The sequence below is a fragment of the Xanthobacter tagetidis genome (assembly GCF_003667445.1).
GTDB classification, from domain to species: Bacteria; Pseudomonadota; Alphaproteobacteria; order Rhizobiales; family Xanthobacteraceae; genus Xanthobacter; species Xanthobacter tagetidis.
On sequence record NZ_RCTF01000022.1, the window covers coordinates 48899 to 71673 of the forward strand.

At 70.4% G+C, this 22775-nt stretch carries 20 protein-coding genes; 9 read left to right on the forward strand and 11 right to left on the reverse strand.

Features of this window, described 5'->3' with window-relative positions:
- The first annotated feature begins 68 nt into the window (after positions 1–68).
- Positions 69–4289 carry an apolipoprotein A-IV repeat region-like domain-containing protein gene (locus D9R14_RS20280; protein ID WP_121625179.1) on the forward strand — a complete coding sequence of 1407 codons (4221 nt, stop codon included), beginning with the start codon at positions 69–71 and terminating at the stop codon, positions 4287–4289.
- Positions 4290–4596: 307 nt separating this feature from the next.
- Positions 4597–5370, forward strand: a complete 774-nt coding sequence (locus D9R14_RS20285) for a hypothetical protein (RefSeq protein ID WP_121625180.1) — start codon at positions 4597–4599, stop codon at positions 5368–5370.
- Between the two features lie 344 nt (positions 5371–5714).
- Here D9R14_RS20285 and D9R14_RS20290 read toward each other — a convergent pair whose 3' ends face one another.
- Genes D9R14_RS20290 through D9R14_RS20305 form a run of 4 tightly spaced genes read right to left on the reverse strand, consistent with a single transcriptional unit; the run spans position 5715 to position 9232 of the window.
- A complete protein-coding gene (locus tag D9R14_RS20290) occupies positions 5715–6323 on the reverse strand; it encodes an ABC-type transport auxiliary lipoprotein family protein (RefSeq protein ID WP_245420916.1) in 609 nt (202 codons plus the stop codon).
- Between the two features lie 19 nt (positions 6324–6342).
- Complete coding sequence (locus D9R14_RS20295) at positions 6343–7269, reverse strand: MlaD family protein (protein ID WP_121625182.1); 927 nt, start codon at positions 7267–7269, stop codon at positions 6343–6345.
- A 28-nt stretch (positions 7270–7297) separates the two neighbouring features.
- A complete protein-coding gene (locus D9R14_RS20300; RefSeq protein WP_121625183.1) occupies positions 7298–8095 on the reverse strand; it encodes an ABC transporter ATP-binding protein in 798 nt (265 codons plus the stop codon).
- Positions 8096–8101: 6 nt separating this feature from the next.
- A complete protein-coding gene (locus D9R14_RS20305; protein WP_121625184.1) occupies positions 8102–9232 on the reverse strand; it encodes an ABC transporter permease in 1131 nt (376 codons plus the stop codon).
- Positions 9233–9367: 135 nt separating this feature from the next.
- Between D9R14_RS20305 and dgcA the strand changes: the two genes are divergently transcribed.
- Positions 9368–10357: an N-acetyl-D-Glu racemase DgcA gene (gene dgcA, locus D9R14_RS20310; RefSeq protein WP_121625185.1), complete on the forward strand. Its 990-nt coding sequence runs from the start codon at positions 9368–9370 to the stop codon at positions 10355–10357.
- On the opposite strand, the gene D9R14_RS20315 is transcribed toward dgcA, so the two are convergent.
- The 4 genes from D9R14_RS20315 to D9R14_RS20330 are packed head-to-tail and all read right to left on the reverse strand — an operon-like array spanning position 10309 to position 14419.
- Positions 10309–11502 carry an MFS transporter gene (locus D9R14_RS20315; RefSeq protein ID WP_121625186.1) on the reverse strand — a complete coding sequence of 398 codons (1194 nt, stop codon included), beginning with the start codon at positions 11500–11502 and terminating at the stop codon, positions 10309–10311. The genes dgcA and D9R14_RS20315 overlap by 49 nt on opposite strands.
- A 51-nt stretch (positions 11503–11553) precedes the next feature.
- Positions 11554–12543, reverse strand: coding sequence for a threonine ammonia-lyase (locus D9R14_RS20320; protein WP_121625187.1), 990 nt, complete (start codon positions 12541–12543; stop codon positions 11554–11556).
- On the reverse strand, positions 12540–13610 hold the full coding sequence (locus D9R14_RS20325) for a glycosyltransferase family 4 protein (protein WP_121625188.1): 1071 nt from the start codon (positions 13608–13610) through the stop codon (positions 12540–12542). The genes D9R14_RS20320 and D9R14_RS20325 overlap by 4 nt, the downstream gene beginning before the upstream one ends.
- Positions 13610–14419, reverse strand: a complete 810-nt coding sequence (locus D9R14_RS20330; RefSeq protein WP_121625189.1) for a UDP-2,3-diacylglucosamine diphosphatase — start codon at positions 14417–14419, stop codon at positions 13610–13612. The genes D9R14_RS20325 and D9R14_RS20330 overlap by 1 nt, the downstream gene beginning before the upstream one ends.
- 486 nt (positions 14420–14905) lie before the next feature.
- Between D9R14_RS20330 and D9R14_RS20335 the strand changes: the two genes are divergently transcribed.
- A complete protein-coding gene (locus tag D9R14_RS20335) occupies positions 14906–15754 on the forward strand; it encodes a fumarylacetoacetate hydrolase family protein (protein ID WP_121625190.1) in 849 nt (282 codons plus the stop codon).
- Between the two features lie 28 nt (positions 15755–15782).
- Here D9R14_RS20335 and D9R14_RS20340 read toward each other — a convergent pair whose 3' ends face one another.
- The 3 genes from D9R14_RS20340 to D9R14_RS20350 all read right to left on the reverse strand — a co-directional run bounded on the left by D9R14_RS20340 (position 15783) and on the right by D9R14_RS20350 (position 18702).
- Positions 15783–16901 carry a carboxylate-amine ligase gene (locus D9R14_RS20340; protein WP_121625191.1) on the reverse strand — a complete coding sequence of 373 codons (1119 nt, stop codon included), beginning with the start codon at positions 16899–16901 and terminating at the stop codon, positions 15783–15785.
- Positions 16902–17256: 355 nt separating this feature from the next.
- Complete coding sequence (locus D9R14_RS20345) at positions 17257–18012, reverse strand: 16S rRNA (uracil(1498)-N(3))-methyltransferase (RefSeq protein WP_121625192.1); 756 nt, start codon at positions 18010–18012, stop codon at positions 17257–17259.
- Positions 18013–18255: 243 nt separating this feature from the next.
- Positions 18256–18702, reverse strand: a complete 447-nt coding sequence (locus D9R14_RS20350) for a c-type cytochrome (protein WP_121625193.1) — start codon at positions 18700–18702, stop codon at positions 18256–18258.
- Between the two features lie 180 nt (positions 18703–18882).
- On the opposite strand from D9R14_RS20350, the gene D9R14_RS20355 reads away from it, so the two are divergent.
- From D9R14_RS20355 to D9R14_RS20375, 5 genes are read left to right on the forward strand one after another with little or no spacing between them, the layout of a single operon-like run.
- Positions 18883–19500 carry an amino acid kinase family protein gene (locus tag D9R14_RS20355; protein WP_121625194.1) on the forward strand — a complete coding sequence of 206 codons (618 nt, stop codon included), beginning with the start codon at positions 18883–18885 and terminating at the stop codon, positions 19498–19500.
- Complete coding sequence (locus D9R14_RS20360; protein ID WP_121625195.1) at positions 19497–20042, forward strand: flavoprotein; 546 nt, start codon at positions 19497–19499, stop codon at positions 20040–20042. Before D9R14_RS20355 ends, D9R14_RS20360 begins: the two co-directional genes overlap by 4 nt.
- A 4-nt stretch (positions 20043–20046) precedes the next feature.
- Positions 20047–21483 (forward strand): DUF6513 domain-containing protein, encoded by a 1437-nt coding sequence (locus D9R14_RS20365; protein ID WP_121625196.1) that lies wholly within the window; start codon positions 20047–20049, stop codon positions 21481–21483.
- The gene (locus tag D9R14_RS20370; RefSeq protein WP_121625197.1) at positions 21480–22046 is read left to right on the forward strand and encodes a DUF447 domain-containing protein; all 567 of its coding nucleotides are present in this window, start codon (positions 21480–21482) and stop codon (positions 22044–22046) included. Before D9R14_RS20365 ends, D9R14_RS20370 begins: the two co-directional genes overlap by 4 nt.
- Positions 22043–22774: a (5-formylfuran-3-yl)methyl phosphate synthase gene (locus D9R14_RS20375; protein WP_281042026.1), complete on the forward strand. Its 732-nt coding sequence runs from the start codon at positions 22043–22045 to the stop codon at positions 22772–22774. Before D9R14_RS20370 ends, D9R14_RS20375 begins: the two co-directional genes overlap by 4 nt.
- Position 22775: the final 1 nt, after the last annotated feature.

Consider the following 22775-nt stretch of genomic DNA (forward strand, 5'->3'; position numbering starts at 1 on the left):
GAAGCATCGGCGGCGGGGCGGAACGTTTGTATCTCCGTACCACTCCCGGCGACAAAGGCGACAGCGACATGAAGAACCCGAAGAAGATCCAGGATCCGACGGAGGCGGCGCTCTCGGCGATCCAGGAGGCTCTCACGCTGGAGCTGGACGCGGCCGAGCAGCCGCCCGCACCGGCCGAGCGGGCGCCGCCCGAGCCGGTTCATCAGATCGAGCGCCGGGCCGAGCCGGTGGCCGGCGAACGCCCGATGGAGCGCCCCTTTCCGCAAGGCCGCGAGGGCCGCCCGCGCCGCATGGCGCGCGCCGATGATGCGCCGCGGGGCGAAGGACGCCCCGAGCAGCCGGAAGGCCGCCCCGAACCGCGCCGTCCCGAGGGCCGCCAGGGTCCCGGCCGCCCGCGTCTCGATGTGGCCGGGCGCGCCGCCAACGACGACCGGCAGACGGTCGGGCAGCTGGTGGGCCAGCTCCAGCGCCGCGGCTCCGCGACGCCCTATTGGTGGGCCGCAGGCGCCTCGCTCGGCTGGATCATCCTCGGCGCGGCATTCGCTCTGGTCTATCACCGCGGGCTGATGGCGGACTCCGGCGGCGTGCAGTCGCTCGGCACCTCGCCGGCGGTGCTGGCGATCTTCGCCGGCATCGTCCTGCCGCCCATCGCCTTCTTCGCCATGGCGAGCATCATCCGCCGCTCGCGCGAACTGCAGAGCATCGCCCGCTCCATGACCGAGGTGGCGCTGCGCCTCGCCCAGCCGGAGGCGATCGCGACGGAGTCCGTGGTCACGGTCGGCCAGGCGGTGCGCCGCGAGGTTGCCGCCATGGGCGACGGCATCGAGCGCGCCGTGGCGCGCGCCACCGAGCTTGAGAGCCTGGTGCGCGCCGAGGTCTCGATCCTGGAGCGCGCCTATGAGCAGAACGAGGTGCGCATCCGCACCCTGATCGAGGAACTGCAGACCGAGCGCCAGATCATCAAGGAGGAAACCGACAGCCTGCGCGAGAACATCACCAGCGCCGAGGCGATCCTCTCCAGCGAGGTCAAGGACGTGGCGGCCCGCATCAACGCCACCATGCTGGAGGCGTCCGACCGCGTCACCGACATCCTCGCGCAGAAGGGCGAGCACATCACGGGCGCCCTCGCCCGCGTCGGCGACAGCATGATCGACAACCTCACCGCCAAGGGCAGCGAGCTGATCGACCGGCTCCAGATCACCGGCACCGACATCCGCCAGGACCTCGCCCAGTCCGGCGACGACCTGATCCGCCTCCTGAAGGAGCGCACCGACGACGTCGCCAACAACCTGCTCGGCACCACCACGGACGTGGCGGCGCTGATCTCCACCTGGGGCGACGACGTCAACGTCAACATCGACCGCCTGAAGCACGGCATCTCGGACACGCTCAACGACCACACCGCGCGACTGTCGGAGGACATCGGCGACCGGGTGGCGGACGTGAACGCCGCCATGCGCGAGATGGGCGATGCCTGGGTGCTCGACTTCTCCACCCGCGGCGGCGACATGGTGCGCCGGATCGCCGAGACCGGCGAGCGCGTGGCGGAAACCCTTTCCGTCAACGGCTCGGATCTCGCCGACCGCATCGAGACCACCGGCAACCGCATCTACGAGGCGGTGGCGGTGCGCGGCGAGTCGCTCCAGCAGCGGCTCCAGGACACCGGCGAGAAGATCGCCTCCTCGCTCGACCGCTCCGGCGGCCAGGTGACGGCGGCGCTGATGGAGAAGGGCGACGAGATCGCCTCCTCCCTCACCAATGCCGGCGCCGACATGACCGAGCGCCTGTCCCTGGTGGCCGGCGAGGTCACCAAGGCCATCGGCACCCGCGGCTCGAAGGTGACGGACGCCTTCCGCGAGACCGCCGACATGCTGGTGGCGACCATCGGCAACAAGGGCGACGCGATCAAGGAGATGCTCACCTCCCGCCTGAAGGCGATGGAAGAGACCATCACCGTGCGCGGCAACGAGCTGGCCGACCGTATCCACCACGACGGCTCGAACCTCGCCCGCGCCATGCAGGAGGGCGTGAAGAGCTTCGACACCACGGTGCGCGTCCATGCGCCCGAACTGGTGGACCAGATCACCCACCGGGTGAACTCGGTGAACGAGAACCTGCGCGTCGCCGTCTCCACCCTCGACGAGCGCCTCGCCACCACCACCTCCACGGTGGCGAGCACCATGGACCAGCGCATCGCGCGCATCGAGCAGACCCTGGACCAGCGGGCCCAGAGCCTGACCGAGACGCTCGCCACCCGCACGGTGACGTTCTCGCGCACCATCGCCGACGGCACGCGCGGCGCTACCGAGGCGGTCGACAAGTCGCTGGAGCAGTTGGAGACCTTCTTCGCCAGCCGCGGCAAGGCGCTGGGCGAGGTGCTCATGGACCGGGCCGAGAACGTGCACCGCTCCATCGGCAGCCGCGCTCAGGAGATCGCCTCCGTGCTCGACGGCCGGGTCAACCGCATCGAGGAGCTGGTGCTCGGCCGCCTGGAGGGCGTCGCCACCTCCATCGAGGTGCGCGGCACCGCCATGGCGGACGTGCTCACCAACCGGATCGAGGGCGTCACCTCGCAGCTGCGCGGCGAGGCCGTGCAGGTGGAGCGCTCGCTCTCCCAGCTGTCCGAGAATGTCGGCCAGTCTCTCACCACCCACGCCGAGAAGGTGGCCGAGGCGCTCGGCACGCGCCTCACCGAGATCGCCCACCTCATCGACGACAAGAACGGCACGTTCCTGCTGGCGCTGGAGCGCACCAGCCACCGCGCGGTGGCCGAGATCACCGCCACCAACACCTCGCTCAAGGGCGACGTGCAGTCCATCATCGAGCGCCTTGGCGAGGCCAACTCGACGTTCCAGAGCGCCATGTCGAGCGCGGTCGGCAACCTCGGCCACTTCTCGAGCACCTTCTCCAAGCAGGTCGAGGCGTTCAACACCACCGTGACCGGCATCGGCCTCACCGCCGAGACCACCGCCTCGCGCTTCGACGGCCAGGTGCGCTCGCTGAAGGACCTCTCGCAGGGCGCCCTCTCCGAGATCGCCGGCCTCACCGACCGCTTCGAGCAGCAGAGCCGCTTCATGGCCGAGGCCTCGCAGGCGCTCGGCGCCACCCACGACCGCATCGACGCGACGCTGAACGCGCGCCGCTCGGCCATCGAGGAAGTGTCCACCACCATCGCCCGGCGCATCGCCGACATCGACAGCCGCCTGCAGAACTTCCACACCATGCTGGAGGAGACGTTCCGCAACGCACAGGAGCGGGCGCGGCAGATCACCGGCCTGGTGTCGGAATCCGCCAGCGGCTCGGCGCGCAGCATCGAGAGCCAGTTCGAGCAGGTGCGCGAGGCCGCGGAAGCCGAGCGCGAGCGCACCGCCGAGGCCCTGCGCGAGGTCCACGCCAGCGCGCTCGCCGACGTGAACCGCCTGTTCGCCGAGAGCGGCGGGCGCTTCACCGCCGTCGCCTCGGACCTCAAGCAGGCCGCCGAGGACGTGCAGAAGGCGATCGAGCTGGCCCGCGAGGAGATGAAGCGCGGCATCCTGGAGCTGCCTTCCGAGACCGAGGCCAGCGCCGCCACCATGCGCCGCGCCGTCGCCGAGCAGATCAAGGCGCTCGCCGAGCTGAACGAGATCGTCGCCCGCCAGGGCCAGGCGCTCGACTTGGTGGAGCAGGATGCCCGCACCGTGGTGCAGGGCATCGCCCGCAGCACCGCCGCCCGCGACGCCGTGGCCCGGGCCCGCGACACCGCCCCGGCCGAGCCGGCCCGCCGCCCGTCTGCGCCGCAGCGCCGGCCGGAAAGCCAGGACGCGCCGGCCCAGCGGCCGGCGGCCCGCCGCGAGACCGGCGAGGAACGGGACGGCTGGCTCAACGACCTGCTCGCCCGCGCCAGCGACGACCTCGACGAGGACGACGCCGCGCCCCAGCGCCCGGCCGCCCGCGGCCCGCGCGCCGCCGACGCCTCGCCGCTCGACAGCCTCGCGGCGGACATCGCCCGCATGGTGGACCACCGCGCCGCGGCGGACGCCTGGGACCGCCAGCAGCGCGGCGAACGCGGCACCTTCACCCGCCGCCTCTACACCGCGCAGGGGCAGCAGACGTTCGAGGAGCTGCGCCGCAAGTACCGCTCCGACGCCGACTTCCGCGGCGTGGTCGACCGCTACGTGACCGAGTTCGAGAGCGTGCTCGACGAGGTGTCCGAGGACGAGCGCGGCGCGGCGCTGACCCGCACCTACCTCACCTCCGACACCGGCAAGGTCTACACCATGCTCGCCCATCTCTCGGGCCGCCTGGACTGACGGGAGCGACCGCCCCCGTCGCCCCGCCGCCACGGCGCGCCGCCGGAGCCGCGCAGCGAGGGTCCCAACCGGACCCTTCCTGCCCGGCTCCGGTATTTTTTTGCCTCCACGCCGCCACGGCGTTTCGGCATGGTGCGTTGCAAAACCGACCGTTGCCCAAAGGCTTCGCCGCATCCGCTCCAGGCGCGGACCACTGCGTCCCGGACCTTGAAGATATTGACTTTTGCGGCGGCGTCGTCTGTGTTCGAGGCCTGCCGTCGGCGCTCCGGCGGCCGACATCCCACCGGCCAGCGGGAGCCCCGCCTTCATGAAAACCTATATCTGCGCCGCCTATGCGGGCGGTCAGGGCAAGACGACCCTCGCCCAAATGGTCTATTCCGCGCTTAGGAAGCGGGAGCTGGCCTACAAGCTCGTCGCCGCGGACTTCACCGACGGCACCGGCCATTCCAAGATCGGCAAGTTCTTCCCCTCGCGGGTGCTGGAGCTGGGGATCGGCTCCTCGCTCGCCTCCAGCAAGACCGAGAACGACGCCAACGCGCCGCTGCGCTATTGGGACCGCTTCGGCGGGCTGCTTCTGACCGGCGGCGCGGTGCTCGACATGGGGGCGAACGTGGTGCCGCAGCTGGTGCAGTGGGCGCACCACCGGCGCGTCGCCTACATCATGCAGCAGCGCAATTCGCCCGAGATCGACCTGTTGGTCATCACCAAGCCCGAGACCCATTCCATCGAGAACGTCGCGACCCTGATCGAGGACGTGGTGGTCGGCGGGGCGCTGCCTGTGGCCAACGTCATCATCGTGCAGAACGAGGTGGGCGGGACCTTCGAGGGCCAGTCCATGGCGCGCATCCAGAAGGCGGCCACGGGGCGGAACCTGCACTTCATCACCATCCCGCGCTGCTCCTCCGAGCTGTGGCCCCATCTGGAGCGCACCTTCACGCCGGTGGAAGACGCGCTGGCGTCCACCGAGAACGACCTCGCCGAGAAGTTCGGCATCGAGATCTGGTCCGCTTATGCCGGCCTCATGGACCTGCGCACCTGGGCCGACGAGGTCTACGCCCAGCTCGCGAAGGTCGGCATCTGAGACGCAGCGCTGCCCGCTCCCGGCCGACAAGCGGACAGCGGGCAGAGAGCCGGGTCATGACAGCAAGAGGCCGCGACCCAGGCGGTGCCGAAGCCCTCTCCCGCTTGCGGGGGAGGGCTGGGAGGGGGCACGACCAGGCGCGGCTTTCCCGGCGCGGCCTCCGGTGCACGGCACGCCCCATCTGCGGGCCGCCCCCACCCGCCCTCCCCCGCAAGCGGGAGAAGGGGCGCGAACGACGGGGCCGTCGCGAGCTTCATGTCACGATTGAGGGCGACCTCTGCCTCGAAGGCCACGGCAATCCGTGCGCTTCCGATTGGGAGCGCCGTCCGCGGGTCGCGCGCCGCTCAGAACCGGCGGGAGGCCCAGCGCACCAGCGCCACCAGCACCTGGTCCGTCGCCTGGTCGAGTGCCAGCGTCACCACCTCGCCGGAGGTGCCGGCGGCCGGCACGCGGGCCTTGAACACTTCGGCAGCGAGGATCCGGCCCGATTGGGCGCCGATCAGCTTGGCGGACAGTTCCACCACCGCCATCGGTCCCTCGGGGGTGATGCGCAGGCCGAAGGAGCGCACGTCCGTCACCAGGAGATAGTCGGCGTTAACGCCGTCGCCGGGGCGCGCCACGCGCTTCAGCTTGCTGCCGTTCTCGAACGCCTGGATGGTTCGCGCCTGGAGCAGCGCCGGCAGGCGGTCGCTCCACTGGGCGTCGGAGAGGTAGGTCACCTGGCCGCCGCCCGGCTCCACCACGATCTTGTCGGTGTCGAGCACCGCGAGCGCTACCGGCACCGCCACCACCAGCTGACCGCTGCCGCCGCCCGTGGCCTGGAAGCTGCCGGGCGCGGTGAGGTTGTAGGTTGGCACCGGCGAGGCGCCGCAGGCGGCAAGACCGAAAGCGAGCACAAGGCCAAAAGCGATGCGCGCCGCGCTCGCCATGAGGCCGGTGGGTCTCGTCAGCATGGAAGGGGTCATGCGCCGCTCACCGCCTGTACTGGGGAATGGCGCCGCTGCCGCCGCCGTAAAGTAGCCGCTGGGGATTGCGCTCCAGGCTCTTCAGAACCCGGTCGATCTCGCTCAGGGTGCGCCGGCCGTCGGTGGCGAGCGCCTCGTACTGGCGCAGGCCCGGGCCGGTGAAGCGGCTGATCTCCTGGGTCAGCAGCGCGGTGCGCTGGTCGAGATTCTCGGCCAGCTTGCGCACCGAGGTCGCGGCGTCCGTGGCCTGGGACAGCAGCCCGTCCTTGTCCTCGGCGGCGTGCTGCAGGCTCACCACCACCTTGTCCACCTTGCCGGCGATGTCGTTGAGCTGCGTGGAGAGCTGGTTCGCCTGCTCGATCAGGCTCTTCACGTCCTCGGACTTGTCGGCGAGCGTCTTGGAGAACAGCTCGACGCTGGCGATGATGGAGCGCACCTGATCGGGGTTCACCGCGTCGAGCACGCTCTCGATCTTGCGCGCGACGCCCTGCGCCGTGTTGATCAGGCCGCTCATGCCGGCGCCGCTGTCGGCGATGATGAGCGGATAGCCGTCCTTGGCCATGGGCAGCGGCGGGGCGTCGGGCCGGCCGCCGCGGATCGACACCGCGACGATGCCCGTGAGGCCCTGGGATTCGAGGCCCGCGCGGGCGTCGGAGAGAACCGGCACGTCGTTGCGGATGCCGACGCGCACCTTCACCTGGCCGGGCTGGCCGGGCACGAGGTCGAGATAGGTCACCTGGCCGACCGGAATGCCGTTGAACAGCACCGAATTGCCCTGGCGCAGGCCGGCGACCGAGCCATCGAAGACGATCTCGTACTGCTTGCGGGCGGTGGAATCCTGAGGGCCCGCGAACCAGTAGACGAAGCCGAACGCCGCCGCGATGACCGCGAGCGTGAAGGCTCCGATGACGGTATAGTTCGCCCGCGTCTCCATCTATTCCTTCCGCTCTCCCCGCCGTGATCTATCCGTGGGACTGCTGGACCGCCCGGGCCCGGGTACCGTGGAAATACTGCTTCAGCCAGGGATGGGTCGCCGCCATCATGGTCTCGATCGTGCCCTCGGCGATCACCTTGCCGTCGCCCAGCGCCGCGATCCGGTCGCAGACCGTGTGCAGGCTGTCGAGATCGTGCGTTACCATGAAAACGGTCAGTCCCAAAGTCTGCTGCAAGGTCCGGATCAGTTCGTCGAAGTCGCCCGCGCCGATCGGGTCGAGGCCCGAAGTCGGTTCATCCAGAAAGAGAATCTCGGGATCAAGCGCGAGCGAGCGCGCGAGCGCCGCGCGCTTGATCATGCCACCGGAAAGCTCAGAGGGTAGCTTTTCGGCAACATCGCACTTGAGCCCCACCATCTCGATCTTGGTGTAGGCGATCTCGTCCAGCAGGCGCTGGGACAAATGCAGCGTCTCGCGCAGAGGAAACTGGATATTCTGTCGCACCGTCAGAGACGAGAACAGGGCGCCCTGCTGGAACAGCACGCCCCAGCGCCGCTCCAGCGCCGAACGCTCCTTCTCGCTCAGGTCGTCGAGATTCTCGCCGAATACCTCGACGGTGCCTGAACGCTTCGGCACGAGGCCGAGGATGGTGCGCGTCAGCACCGACTTGCCACCGCCGGACGTGCCCACGAAGCCCAGGATCTCGCCGCGATACACATTGAGATTGAGGTGGTTGAGGATCAGCTTGTCGCCGAACCCCACCACCAGGTCGCGCACCTTGATGATGGCGTCCTTCACGGGGGCTTGGCTTTCAACACGTGCGTCCATGCGGCCTCACATGTCGATCGCGGCGAAGAACATGGCGAACACGCCGTCCATGACGATCACCAGGAAGATCGCCTTCACCACCGAGGCGGTGGTGTGCTCGCCGAGCGATTCCGCGCTGCCGCCCACCCGCATGCCCTCCATGCAGGCGACGATGCCGATGGTAGCGGCCATGAAGGGCGCCTTGTACATGCCGACCTTGAACTGGTCGAGGGTGATCGCCTGTTTCAGGCGGTCGAGGAACACCTCTGGGGTGATCCCGCCATAGCCCCACGACACGATGCCGGCGCCGAAGATCGCCGCCATGGACCCGAGGAAGGTGAGCAGCGGCAAAGCGATGATCAGCGCCATCAGGCGCGGCACCACCAGCACCTCGATGGGGTCGAAGCCCATCACCCGGAGCGCGTCGATCTCCTCGCGCATGCGCATGGAGCCGAGTTCGGCGGTATAGGCCGATCCGGAGCGGCCGGCGATCATGATGGCGACGATGAGCACGCCGAGTTCGCGCAGCACCAGCACGCCGACCATGTCGACCACGTAGATGTCGGCACCGAAGCGGCGGAAGTTGAAGATGCCCTGCTGCGCCAGGATGCAGCCGATGAGGAAGGTGATGAGCAGGATGATGGGCACGGCGCGGAAGCCGACCCGGTCGAGCTGGTTCACCATCGACGTGAAGCGGAAGGTGTGCGGCCGCAGCATCACGCGCCCGAAGGCGGTCACCGTCGCGCCCACGAAGTTGAGCAGCGCCAGCGCGTCCTGGCCCACATGGACCATCTCGCGGCCGAGCCGCTCCAGCACCGCTTCGTGGCGGCGGACCGGCGGCGGCGGCTCGTGGCCGGTGCGCTCGATCTCCGCCATCAGGACGGTGTAGCGCTGCGACAGGCCGACCACGCGCGGCTCGACGCCGGCCTTGGTCCAGGCGCGCTTCAGCCGCTCCAGCAGCAGCGCGCCGAAAGTGTCCATGCGCTCGACGCCGGCGAGGTCGATCTCCACGACGCCCTTCGGGGTGCGGTAGTCATGAACCGTCTGATCCACAGCCGATTCGAGGTCGTCGGCATGGTCGAAGGTCCACGCGCCGCGCCCGGCGACCGTGAGACGGTCGTCCTGGGTCCGCACCGAGATCAGGCCGGCATCGGGCAAGTCGCCCCTCCCTTGATCGCCCAGCGCTTGAGCAAGCCCCCTCCCCTAGCACATACTCGGCCTGTTGCGCTGCGTCGAGACGCGCGGCTGCGAACGCATCCCTCCCCAGCCGCCCAGGCTCATGAAATCGCCCCTATGATTAACGCCCGGCCGAAGCTCACCGTGCGCGTCGAGCGCTTCCCCATCCGCGGCAGCTTCACCATCGCCCGCGGGTCGAAGACGGAGGCGGCGGTGGTGGTGGCCGAGATCGCGGCGGGCGGCCATGTGGGGCGCGGGGAATGCGTGCCCTATGCCCGCTATGGCGAGAGCGTGGAGGGGGTCGCCGCGCTGGTCGCCGCACTCGAAGGCGAGATCGCGTCCGGCCTCGACCGCCAGGGGCTCCAGGCACGCCTGCCCGCCGGCGCGGCGCGCAACGCGCTCGACTGCGCGCTGTGGGACCTGGAGGCGAAGGCGGCCGGGCACTCCGTCGCCGAGCTGATCGGCCTGCCCGCGCCGCAGCCGCGCCTCACCTGCTACACGCTGAGCCTCGACACGCCGCAGGCCATGGCGGCGGCAGCCGCCGCGGCCGGCCGGCCGCTGCTGAAGCTCAAGCTCGGCGCGCCGGGTGACGAAGGGCGCCTCAAGGCGATCCGCGCCGCGGTGCCGGATGCGCGCCTGGTGGTGGACGCCAACGAGGGCTGGACCGCGGACATCCTGCCGCGGATGATGGACGCCTGCGCCGCCGCCGGGGTCGAGCTGATCGAGCAGCCGCTGCCGGCGGACGACGACGCCGCGCTGGCGCGGGCGCCCCGCCCCGTTCCGGTCTGCGCCGACGAGAGCGTGCACGACCGCGCCGGCCTCGCGGCGCTGCGGGACCGCTACGACGCCATCAACATCAAGCTCGACAAGGCCGGCGGCCTCACCGAGGCCATGGCGCTGGCGGATGCGGCCGAGCGGGAGGGATTCTTCCTCATGGTGGGCTGCATGTTGGCGACCTCGCTCGCCATGGCGCCGGCCATGCTGGTGGCGCAGCGCGCCCGCATCGTCGACCTGGACGGCCCGCTGCTGCTCGCCCGCGACCGGGAGCCGGGGCTCGCCTATGAGGGTGCGCTCGCCTTTCCCCCCGCCCCCGAGCTGTGGGGCTGAGGCCGCGCGGCGAGCGCCACCAGCGCGCCGAGAAGGCCGAGGCCGGCGGACATCAGGAAGGCCTGCGTGCCGAACGCGGCCCAGAGCGGGCCTGCGGCAAGGCTCGCCCCCGACATGGCGAGGCTCACCGCCCAGGAGGCGAGCGCCTGCCCCGACCCCGAGCGGTGCTCGCCGACGGAACGGGCGATCAGTTCCACCATGCCCAGATAGGTGGCGCCGAAGGTCAGCCCGTGCAGGAGCTGGAGCGCGAACAGCGCCGGCTCCGGCGGCGCGAAGGCGAGCGCGCCGAAGCGCGCGACCGCCGCGACCCCGCCCGCCGCGATTAGAAGATGGGGGCCGAACCGGTTCATCAGCCGCGTTCCGAATCGGAACACGAAGATCTCCGCGATCACTCCGATCGACCACAGCAGGCCGATGGTGGTGGTGGGAATGCCGATGGCCCCCCAGTGCACCGAGCCGAACACGTACAGCACCGAGTGGCTCGCCTGCACCAGAGCCACCGCGACGATGGCGGCCACCAGCCGCCACGGCACGCCGGCGACGCCCGCGAGGTCGGTCACCGGGGCGGGCGCCGGCGCCAGCGGCGGCAGGCGGGTGCTCACCGCCAGGTAGACCAGCTGGCCGGCGAGCATCATCAGCACGATGCCGTCCTGGCCGGTGGCGCCGATGATGACGCCGCCGGCCAGGTTGGCGACGATGAAGGACGCCGACCCCCATTGCCGGGCGCGGCCATAGTCCGCCCGCTTGGCGCGGGCGAGCCGGGTGGCGTAGGAATCCAGCAGCGCGAAGCTCGGGTTCCAGAACAAGGCCGTGGCGCCCAGCACCAGCACGATCACCAGGAAATCCCGGCTCAGCGCCAAAAGCGCCATGCCGGTGCAGGTCGCGAGCGCGAGCGTGACGAGCACCGCCTTGGGCCGGCCGAGGCGGTCGGACAGGAAGCCGATGAGCGGCGTCGCGAACAGGCGCGCCACCAGCGGCGCCGCGACGACGACGCCGATCTCCTGCGGCGACAGCCCGCGCGCCGTCAGCCACAGCGGCAGGAAGGGGAGCTGGATGCCGATGGCGAGGTAGAAGGCCGCATAGGCCGCGCCCATGGCCATGGCGTCGCGGCCGGGACGGCCGGCGCCGCCGGGCGCTGCGGTCATGGCGGGCCGCCGGCGCGCGGCCGGCGGAAGGACACCGCGCGCGGCATGGTCTCAGCCTTCGAGGCAGGCGATGAAGGTCTCGCGGTCCACATTGCCGCCGGAGAGCACCACGGCCACCACGTCGCCGGGCGCGCCGAGGCGGCCTTCCAGCAGCGCCGCCAGCGCCACCGCGCCGCCGGGCTCCACCACCAGTTTCAATTCGCGGAACGCGAAGGCGACGGCCCGCGCCACCTCGGCGTCGGTGGCGGCGGCCGCATGGCCGACCATGGGCCGCGTGATCTCGAAGGTGATGCGTCCGGGCATGGGCGCAAGAAGCGCATCGCAGAATGAGCCGGCGGCGGCGACGTTGCGCTCGCGGATGCCGGAGGCGAACGAGCGGCCATGATCGTCGAAGCCCGCCGGCTCGCACGCCACCACGCGCGCGCCCGGCACGCGCGGCTTGACGGCGAGCGCGATGCCGGCGACGAGCCCGCCGCCGGACGTGTTGGCCGCCACCACGTCGGGCACGAGATCGAGGGCGGCGAGGTCCTCCATGATTTCGAGGCCCACCGTGCCCTGCCCGGCGATCACGCCCGGATCGTCATAGGGCGGCACCAGGGTCGCGCCGCGCTCGGCCGCGATGGCGGCGGCGATGGCGTCGCGGTCCTCGGTGACGCGGTCATAGCCCACCACCTGCGCACCCAGCGCCAAAGTGCGGGCGCGCTTCAGCGCGGGCGCGTCGTGCGGCATGACGATCACCGCCGGCATGCCCAGAAGCCTCGCCGCCGCCGCGACCCCCTGGGCGTGGTTGCCGGATGAACAGGCGACCACGCCGGCCGGACGATCGGCCGCGGGGATCTGGACGATGCGGTTGTAGGCGCCGCGGAACTTGAACGAGCCGGTGCGCTGGAGCGTCTCCGGCTTCAGGAACACGCGCCGGCCGGTGGCCTCGTCGAGCACCGGGGTGCGCAGCAGCGGCGTGCGCACGGCGACGCCCTTGAGGCGGAGGGCGGCGGCATCGACGTCGGCGGTGGTGGGAAGGGCGGGGATGGGGGCGTTCATGCCCCGGAAACTACCCGAGCGCGGCGCCGGAGGCGATAGCGCCGGGCGATGGGGCCGATGTCGTGCGCGATCAGCACGTTGTCGAGAAACTGGCGGGCGCTCTCGCGCCAGGTGTGGTTCAGCGCGAAGCGCCGCGCCGCGTCCTTGGAAAGCTCCAGCGCCTTGAGGCAGGCATTGCGCAAATCCTCGTCGAGCACGCCGACCGGTTCGGCCATGTCCGCCAGCACGTCTTTCGGGCCGGTCACGGGATAGGCGGCCACCGGCAGCCCGCTCGCCAGCGCCTCCAGCAGCACGATGCCGAACGTGTCGGTGCGCGAGGGGAAGCAGAACACGTCGCACGCGGCATAGACCTGCGCCAGTTCCTCCCCCTCCTTCGGGCCGAGGAAGTGGGCCTCCGGATAGCGCTGCTTCAGGCTGGCGAGCGCCGGGCCGCCGCCCACCACCACCTTGGAGCCCGGCAGATCGAGACTGAGGAACGCCTCGATGTTCTTTTCCACCGCCACGCGGCCGACGAACAGGAAGCGCGGGCCGGGCACGCCGGGCAGGTCCGCCTCGGGGCGCGGCCGGAACAGTTCGGCGTCCACGCCGCGCGACCAGCGCATCAGGCGCTTGAAGCCGCGCGCCTCAAGCTCGCGCTCCAGCGTCGCGGTGGAGACCATCACCCCGCCCGCGGCATTGTGGAACGAGCGCAGCCAGGCATAGGTCAGGCGCTCCGGAACCGGGGCGCGGGCGGACAGATATTCCGGGAACTTGGTGTGGTAGGACGTGGTGAAGGTGCGGCGGGTGGCGATGCAGGCGCGGCGCACCAGCATGCCGATCGGGCCTTCGGTGGCGATGTGCACGAAATCGGGCTGCACCGCCTCGATGCGGCGCATGATCATGCGCGGCGTCGCCAGCGCGAGCCGGATTTCGTTGTAGGACGGCAATGGCAGGGTTCTGAACCCCTGGGGCGTCAGGAATTCCATCTCGGCGCCGAGGTTTGCGGCCTCGGCGGCCGTATGCTCCAGCGAGCGCACGACGCCGTTGATCTGCGGATGCCACGCATCGGTGGCCACGAGGACGCGCATCAGGCGGCGGCGCGAGCCCCCTCGACCAGCTCGGACTCCTCCTCCGGTGCCGCCTCGGTGCGGCGGGTCCAGCGGATGATCTCCATGTGGCCGTCGTCATGCTCGGCGATGGCGGTGCAGCTTTCCACCCAGTCGCCGCAATTGACGTAGCGCACGCCGAACTGGTCGTGGATCGCGGCATGATGGATATGGCCGCAGATCACCCCGTCGACGTTGTGGCGCTTCGCCTCCTCGGCCACCGCCTCCTCGAACTTGCCGATATAGTTCACGGCGTTCTTCACCTTGAGCTTGGCCCACTGGCTCAGCGACCAGTAGGTCAGCCCGAGCCGGCGGCGAACGAGGTTCACGTAGGTGTTCACCCCGAGCGCGGCAGTGTAGGCCCAGTCGCCCAGGAAGGCGAGCCACTTGGCGTGGCGGACCACCACGTCGAACACGTCGCCGTGGATAACGAGATACCTCTTCCCGTCCGCGGCCTGGTGGATCACCGTCTCCACCACGTCGATGCCGCCGAAATGGGTGCCGTAATAGTCGCGCAGGAACTCGTCGTGGTTGCCGGGCAAATAGAGCATGCGCGTGCCCTTGCGGCCCTTGCGCAGCAGCTTCTGCACCACGTCGTTGTGCTTCTGCGGCCAGTACCAGGACTGGCGCAGGCGCCAGCCGTCGACGATGTCGCCCACCAGATAGAGCACGTCGGACTCGTGATACTTCAGAAAATCGAGCAGTAGTTCCGCCTGGCACCCCTTGGTGCCGAGATGGACATCCGAGATGAACAGGGCGCGGTAGCGGCGCGCTTCGGGATTGTCGCTCACGCTTTGGCCTCCCCCGCGACGGGCCTCACCGGATACCTGCCCAGGAGGCAGCGGGAGGACTTAGCCGGAGTCGTGTATCTATTTTATGACGACCCTGGGGATGAGGGAAGGCGAACGTGCCCGATTTGCAATCCCGCCCAGATAATCGGCAGTATTGGGACACGGGCGGGAAGGTCCTCCAATATTCGCCGCCCCATGTCGGCTTGCCCTGTTCGCTTCGACGGCAAAACAGCTTTCGCGCGGCCCTTGATCACCGGGCAGATTCCGGCTCTTCGGCGATGCACAATAGCGCATCTCCTGGAATGACTTACGGATCGAAGGGCGAACGCGCGCCCAGGCCGCCATCCGCCGTTTCCGGCGGCGCGCCGAATTCCCGTCGCCGGCCATTGACCGCGGCCCGCGAACGCGCCAGCGTGACGCGCCTTCGGGGACGCTCCAGGCGATGCCGTCCCTCCACAACCAAGACCGATCCCAAGGAGTTCACCGATGAAGCTTGTCCGCTTCGGCGCCAAAGGACAGGAGAAGCCGGGTCTAATCGATTTGAGCGGCCAGATTCGCGATCTGTCCGGCGTCATTCCGGACCTCGCCGGCGACGCTCTGCTGCCGGAGAGCCTGGCCCGCATCGCCGCTCTCGATCCCGCCACGCTGCCGGCGGCCCCGGCCGGCGTCCGCCTCGGCTCCTGCGTCGCCCGGCCGGGCAATTTCGTCGCGGTGGGTCTCAATTTCGCGGACCACGCGGCCGAGACCAACAACCCCATCCCCGAGGAGCCGGTGCTCTTCAACAAGGCGCCGAACTGCATCGCCGGCCCCGACGACGACGTGATGATCCCCAAGGGCTCGCTGAAGCTGGACTGGGAAGTGGAGCTCGCCTTCGTCATCGGCAAGCGCGCGCGCTATGTGGAGGAGAAGGATGCCCTCTCCCACGTCGCCGGATACTGCATCTGCAACGACGTCTCCGAGCGCCACTTCCAGATCGAGCGCTCCGGCCAGTGGACCAAGGGCAAGGGCTGCGAGACGTTCGGCCCGCTCGGCCCCTGGCTGGTGACGCCGGACGAGATGTCCGACACCTCGGACCTCGGCATGTGGCTGGAGGTGAACGGCGAGAAGATGCAGAACGGCTCCACCAAGACCATGATCTTCCGGGTGCCGTTCCTGGTGCACTATATCAGCCAGTTCATGGTGCTCGATCCGGGCGACGTCATCACCACCGGCACCCCGCCCGGCGTCGGCCTGGGCATGAAGCCGCCGCGCTTCCTGAAGGCCGGCGACGTCATGGGCGTGGGGATCGCCGGCCTCGGCGCGCAGCGCCAGACCGTGGTGCCGTTCAAGATGTAATGAAAGGGGGAGGGGTTGCCCCCTCCCCTCATTGCACGGTGGCGCTGGCGAGCCAGGTCTGGACGGCCTTCAGCGCCTCGCCCTTGTTGCCGGTGCGGTGCTTGGCCTCCTCGAACACCGCGAGCTGCACGTCGGCGCTGGTGCCGGCCTCGGCAATGGTGCGCGCGTGCATCAGGGCATCGAGGCAGCCGAGCGCCTCGGCATCCTCTGCGACGAGGTTCACCAGCCCCTCCACCGCGTCGCGCACCGAGAGGGCGCGGCGCTGGGTGAGATCCACGAACGAGCCGTGGACGCCGTAGCGCTGGGCGCGCCACTTGTTCTCGTCGGCGATGGCGCGGTCCACGGCGCCGGCCTCCTTGTTGTGGTGCGGGTTGCGCACGAGGAAGCGCGCCAGCGCGCGGTAAAGCGCAGCGATGGCAACAGAATCCTCCAGGCGGGTACAGCTGTCGGGGGCGCGCAGCTCCAGGGTCGGCAGCTTGCGCGAGGGGCGGATGGTCCACCAAAGATAGCTGGAATCAACGATCGCACGCGCCTGCACCAGCGCCTCCACATAGCGCTCGTAATCGGCGTTGGTCTCGAACATGTGCGGCAGGCCGGTGCGCGGCAGCTCGTCATAGGCGGCGAGCCGGTAGCCCATCAGCCCGGTCTGGCGCGACTGCCAGAACGGAGACGAGGTGGAGAGCGCCACGAAGTGCGGGATGTAGGGCACCATGCGGCGCATCACGTCCACGCGCTGGTCGGGGTCGGGCAGTTCCACATGCACGTGCAGGCCGCACAGCATGTTGCGCTCGCCGATCATCTTCAGGTCGTTCATCAGCCCGTCATAGCGGTTGGACTGCGTCTGGCGCGCGGCCTCCCAGGCGGCGGTGGGGTGGGTGCCGGCCGCGATCAGGCCGAGGCCATGCTCGGCCGCCACCTTCGCGGCGGCGCGCCGCAGGTGGCGCAGCTCGTCGAGGGCGCTCCCGGTCGCCGTCGCCGGCTGGGTCGCGATCTCGAGCTGGGACTGCAGCAGTTCCACGCTGACCTGCTCGCCGAGGCAGTCCTTCAGCTCGTCGAACATGCCCGGCGGCATGCGGCGCGCCGACGACTTGGTCTGGGCATCGACAACGAAGAACTCTTCCTCGATCCCGAATCGATAGTGCGACATGCCCCTCCTCCTGTGCGCGGGCGCCGGCCTGCCGATCGCAGGTGCCGGCACGGGTTCCACCAAGGCGCGGCGCCGCGGTGCGGACGAGCCCAGGCCACATGGGCCTGGTGTCCCGCGGAAGCGGTATCGGCGGATGCACGCATGGAGCGGGAAACGCCGAACCGAGCATTAGGTTTCGCACAAACTGACGCCAAATCGGACCAAAATTTGGCACCGCCTCTCACGTCTAGTTGGCGGCAACGCTTTCAATAACTTACCGCAATGCACAGCGGAAGTGGACGAAGCGGCAGCTCACCTAAGGAAAAATCAACGCGATTCACCACGTTTTCTTTGGAACAATTCCGTATCGAGCGCATTACATCGGGCTTATCCCTGTTTCTCCATGGCTTCCGCGCGCCGCTTCCACCAGAGCCAGGGCGGCGACGGCGGCGGTGTCCGCGCGCAGGATGCGCGGCCCGAGGGAGAGGATCACGGCGCGGGGAGCGATCAGCGCGCGCTCGTCGGGCGAAAAGCCGCCTTCCGGGCCGATCAGGACGCTCACCGCCGCCTGCGGCCGCGCGCGCAACGGCGCCAGCGGGTCGGCAACCGGCGCGGCCTCGTCGCAGAACACCAGCAGGCGGTCGTCCGGCAGGCCCGCCAGCCACCGTGCCAGCGGCTGCGGCTCGCGCACCTCGGCGATCGCGAGGATGCCGCATTGCTCGGCCGCCTCCACGGCATTGGCGCGCATCCGCTCGCCGTTCACCCGCGTCACCTGCGTATGCCGGGTGATGACCGGGCTTAGGATGCCGGCGCCCATCTCCACGGCCTTCTGCACCATGTAGTCGAGCCGCGCGTGCTTCAGGGGCGCGAAGGCGTATTCGAGCCGGCTGGATGCCGGCTGCGGCCGTACCTGCGCCTCCACCTCCAGCGCCACGTCCCGCTTGCCGCCGGCAATGCGGCGCGCCCGCCACTCGCCGTCGCGGCCATTGAACAGGAGGATGGTCTCGCCCACCGCGAGGCGGATCACGTTCGCCACGTAGTGCGCCTGCTCGGCAGGCAGCCGCACGGCGGCGCCGGCCGCAAGATCGGCGTCGACGAACAGGCGCTGGGAGCGGAAGTCGTGTTCAGGCATCGGGCATCCTCGGCTGGCGCGCGAAGCTGTGCCGCGCGGCGTCCGGATGCAAGCCCGGTGACAAGCCCGGTCAGGGCGGCGGATGCGTCGCGGGCGGTGCCCCCGATGAGGCACCGCCCCGAAGGCACCCCCGGCGCCCTCGTTCGCCTGACCGGCGCAATTTCAGTAGCTGACACGTCCGCCGGGACGCGTCACTACCCAAACTGGTGAGCGGCCACCAATCGGCTGGGTCAATTGGAACTACTACTTCTTGTTACCCTCAAGATCGAACTGGGCGAGATAGCCGATGAGGTCCGCGCGCTCGGCCTCGCTCTTGATGCCGGCAAACGCCATCTTGCCCTTCGGAGCGAGGGCCTTCGGGTTCGTCAGGTAGGCATTGAGGCTGGCATCGTCCCACACCTTGCCGGCGGCGGCGCCGTCCTTGATGTCCTGGGAATAGGCATAGCCCTCGAAATGCGCCCACTTGGCACCGACGATGCCGTTCAGCGGCGGGCCGACCTTGGCCTTGGCGCCGGGGCCGACGGCATGGCATGCCATGCACTTCTTGAACGCGTTCTCACCCTTGGCCAGGTCCACCGCGGCGGGGGCAGCAGCGGCGGCGGGGGCGGCGTCGGGCTTCGGCTGATCCTGGGCGAGGGCCGAGCCCGTCGTGATGGCGATGATGGCGACGGAGGCCAGAATGAGACGCATTGCGGTTTCCTCTCTCCATACGGCGGACCGTTCTGCGGCCCTCCCCATTTCTATTCAATAATATGAATATTTGAACATATGTCCATGGGGAAGGAATCCGGACCCAAGACTTGGGCAACGGGCAGGGACGATGCCTTTAGCATGCTTCCAGAGTGACCTAGGATGCGACCTGTGGGCCCGATGCGCCAATCTCCAGTGATCGTGAAGATCGGCGGCAGCCTCCTCAGTGCGGCGGCACCGCGCCTGCTGCTGCAACGGCTCGCGGCGGAGCGCCGGGTCATCCTGGTGCCCGGCGGCGGCGTCTTCGCCGATGCGGTGCGCGACGCTCAGCCGCGGCTCGACCTGACGGACGCCGCCTGCCACGCCATGGCGATCCTGGCCATGGAGCAGACCGCCTTTGCGCTCGCCGATCTGTGCCCCGCACTGGCCGGCTGCCGCACCGAGGCCGAGCTCGCCGCTCCCCGGGCCGGCGCGGCGCTATGGTTCCCCGCCGCCATGCTGCTGGGCGCGCCGGACATCGCGGAGAGCTGGGACGTGACCTCCGACAGCCTGGCGCTTTGGCTCGCGCATCGGCTCGGAGCGCCGCGGCTCATCCTGGTGAAGGCGCCCGGCGCGACGGTGCCGGGCGAGCTGGTCCACGGCGACCGCCTTGAGGCGCTCGCCGCGGCGGGCATCCTCGATCGCGCCTTTGCGCGCATGGCATCCGGCTTCGCGGGCTCTATTGTCCTCGTGACCGCGGACGATTCCGCACGGCTCGCAGCGGCGCTCGCCACCGGCGCCGGGATGGACCTTCGATGACCGACGCCTCCTTTGCCACGCGCTGGGCCTGGGCCCTGTCCGGCTCCGGCCATTTCTTCACCGAATGCATCGAGATGATTGGCCGGCTCGGGGCGGTGGACCTGTTCGTCTCGGCGGCGGCCGAGGAGGTGCTGCGCATGTACAAGCAGGCGCTGCCCGAGGGCACCGGCATCTACCGCGACCGCACCGCCTCGGCGGCGCCGGTGGGGCGCTTCTATGACGGGCACTACCACACGCTGGTGGTGGCGCCAGCCTCCTCCAACACGGTGGCGAAGGCGGTGCTGGGCATTTCCGACACCCTCGTCACCAACTGCTTCGCCCAGGCGGGCAAGTGTCGCGTGCCGTCTATCGTGTTCGCCTGCGACACCGCCCCCGAAATGCTCTCCATGGCGCCGGGCGGGCTGGTGAAGGTGTTTCCGCGCCGCATCGACCTGGAGAACACGGAACGGCTCAAGGGGTTCGAGGCCACCACGGTGGCCGAGAGCCTCGCCGACCTCGACGCCGCCATCGCTCGCCGCAAGGCGCAACTGGCGCAGGGCTGACGCCATGGCGGAGCGCATCGTCCTCCTCACCGGCTCGCTCGCCGAGCCGCGCATCGCCCGGATCGCCGAGGCGATCTCGGACACCGCGCTCCAGCCCGTGGTGCTGAACATCGGCGTGAAGGTGGCGGCGCTGATGACGACGCAGATCGTCGAGCGCCGGCTCGCTCTGCCCGCCGGCACCGACCGGGTGCTGATGCCCGGCCGCTTCCGGGGTGACCTGGAGCGCCTCGCCGACCGGTTCGGCGTGCCGTTCGAGCGCGGTCCGGAGGAGGCCGCCGACATTCCCGCTTTCTTCGGCAAGGGCGGCAAGGCGCCCGACCTCTCGCACCAGGACGTGACCATCTTCGCCGAGATCGTCGATGCCCCGCGCCTCGCCGTGCCCGACATCCTTGCCCGCGCCAAGGCACTCGCCGCCGACGGGGCGGACGTGATCGATCTCGGCGCGCTGCCGGACGAGCCGTTCCCGCATCTGGAAGACGCCATCGCCGCGCTCAAGGCGGACGGGCTCAAGGTGAGCATCGACAGTTTCTCCGCCGACGACCTCGCCCGCGCCAACCGCGCCGGCGCCGACTTCCTGCTCAGCCTCAGCGAGACGACGCTCGATGTGCTCAAGGAAGGGCCGGCGGTGCCCGTTCTCGTGCCGGCGACCCCAGGCGACCTCGCCTCGCTGCTGCGGGCGGTGGAGGCCTGCGAGGCCATGGGCCGCGCCTTCCTCGCCGATCCGATCCTCGACCCGATCCATTTCGGCTTCACCGCCTCGCTGCTGCGCTATGCGGAGCTCAGGCGGCTGAAGCCGGACATCCCCATCCTCATGGGCATCGGCAATGTCACCGAGCTGACCGACGCCGACACCACCGGCGTCAATGCGGTGCTCATGGGGATCATCTCCGAGCTGCGCCTCAACGCCGTCCTGGCGGTGCAGGTGAGCCCGCACTGCCGCACCGCGGTGAAGGAGTTCGACCGGGCGCGGCGCGAGTTCTTCGCCGCCCGCGAGGCGGGCGCGCTGCCGCAGGGCTTCGGCGGCGGGCTGATGGCGCTGCGCGACCGCGCGCCGCTCTCCACCACGCCGCAGGAAATCGAGCGGCTCGCCGCCGAGGTGCGCGATCGCAACGTCCGCATCGAGGTGAGCGCGGACGGCATCCACGCCTACAACCGCGACGGCCATCATGTGGCGCAGGACCCGTTCGCGCTCTACCCGCACCTCAAGGTGGCGGACGATGGCGCCCATGCCTTCTATCTCGGGGTGGAGACCGCCCGCGCCGAGATCGCCTATCGCCTCGGCAAGCGCTATGCGCAGGACGCCCCGCTCGCCTGGGGCGTCGCGGCGGCGACCGGATCGGGCGCCGAGACCGCGCACCGATTGACTTTCGACAAAGCGGGGCCGACGCTTTCCGCCCCAACCGAGCCGCTCGAGGGCGACACGAAGGACGACGCCGAGTGATCCGCGAGACCATCGTCACCACGCTCTCGCCCTCCGGCGAGCCGCAGGTCGCGCCCATGGGAGCGAGCGTGGTGGAGGGCGGCTACCTGCTGCAGCCGTTCCGGCCCTCGCGCACGCTCGACAACCTGCTTTCGGCGCGCGCGGGCGTGGTGAACCTCACCGACGACGCGCGCATCTTCGCCGGCTGCATCACCGGCCGGCACCGCTCCTGGCCCACCGTGCCCGCCAGCCGCATCGCCGGCGTGCGGCTGGAGGCGGCGCTGGCGCACGAGGAGTTCGAGGTGAGCCGGGTGGAGGAGGACACGGTGCGCCCGCGCTTCTTCTGCCGCGTGGTGCACCAGGAGAGCCATGCCCCCTTCCTCGGCCTCAACCGCGCCGTGGCGGCGGTGGTGGAGGGGGCGATCCTTGTCTCGCGCCTCCACATGCTCGACCCGGAGCGCGTGGACCGGGAGATGAACTATCTCTCGGTGGCGGTGGAGAAGACCGCCGGCCCGGCCGAGCGCGAGGCCTGGGACTGGCTGTGCGAGACAGTCGCCGACCACCGCGCGCGGGCGGCCTCGTGACCCCCTCCCCGCGCCGCGCGCCGGGCCTGCTCGCCAGCGTCGCGACCCTTGCCGAGATGGACGCGGCGATCGCCGGCGGCGCCGACATCGTCGACCTGAAGGACCCGGCCAAGGGCGCCCTCGGCGCGTGGGAGGCGGCAGCGCTCGCCGCCGCCGTCGCCCGCTGGCGCGCGCTGCCGCCGGGCGGCCCGCTGCTCAGCGCGACCATCGGCGACCATCCGCTGGAGCCGGGCGCGCTCTGCGCCGCCGCGGCGCGGGTGGCGGACAGCGGCGTGCCGCTGGTGAAGATCGGCTTTGCGCTCTCCCCGGCCACCGGGCCGGAGACGCTCGCGGCCTGCCTTGCCGCCCTCGCCCCGCTGGCGCGGGCGCACCGGCTGATCGCCGTCCTGTTCGCGGACCTTGGGCCGGACCTCGCCGCGGTGCCGGCCTTCGCCGGCGCTGGCTTCGCGGGCGTGATGCTCGACACCGCCGACAAGCGCGCGGGCGGGCTTCGGGCGCACCTCGACGACCGGGCGCTCGCGGGCTTCCTCGCCGCCGCCCGCGCGCACAAGCTGATGAGCGGCCTCGCGGGCGCGCTGGCGCTGGCGGACGCGGCGCCGCTCGCCGCGCTCGGGCCGGACTATCTCGGCTTCCGCGGTGCGCTCTGCGCGGAGGGGCGCACCGGTGCGCTCGACCCGGCGCGACTCGCGGCGGTGCGCGCCGCGCTGGCCTATGCGGCGGCGGCCTGAG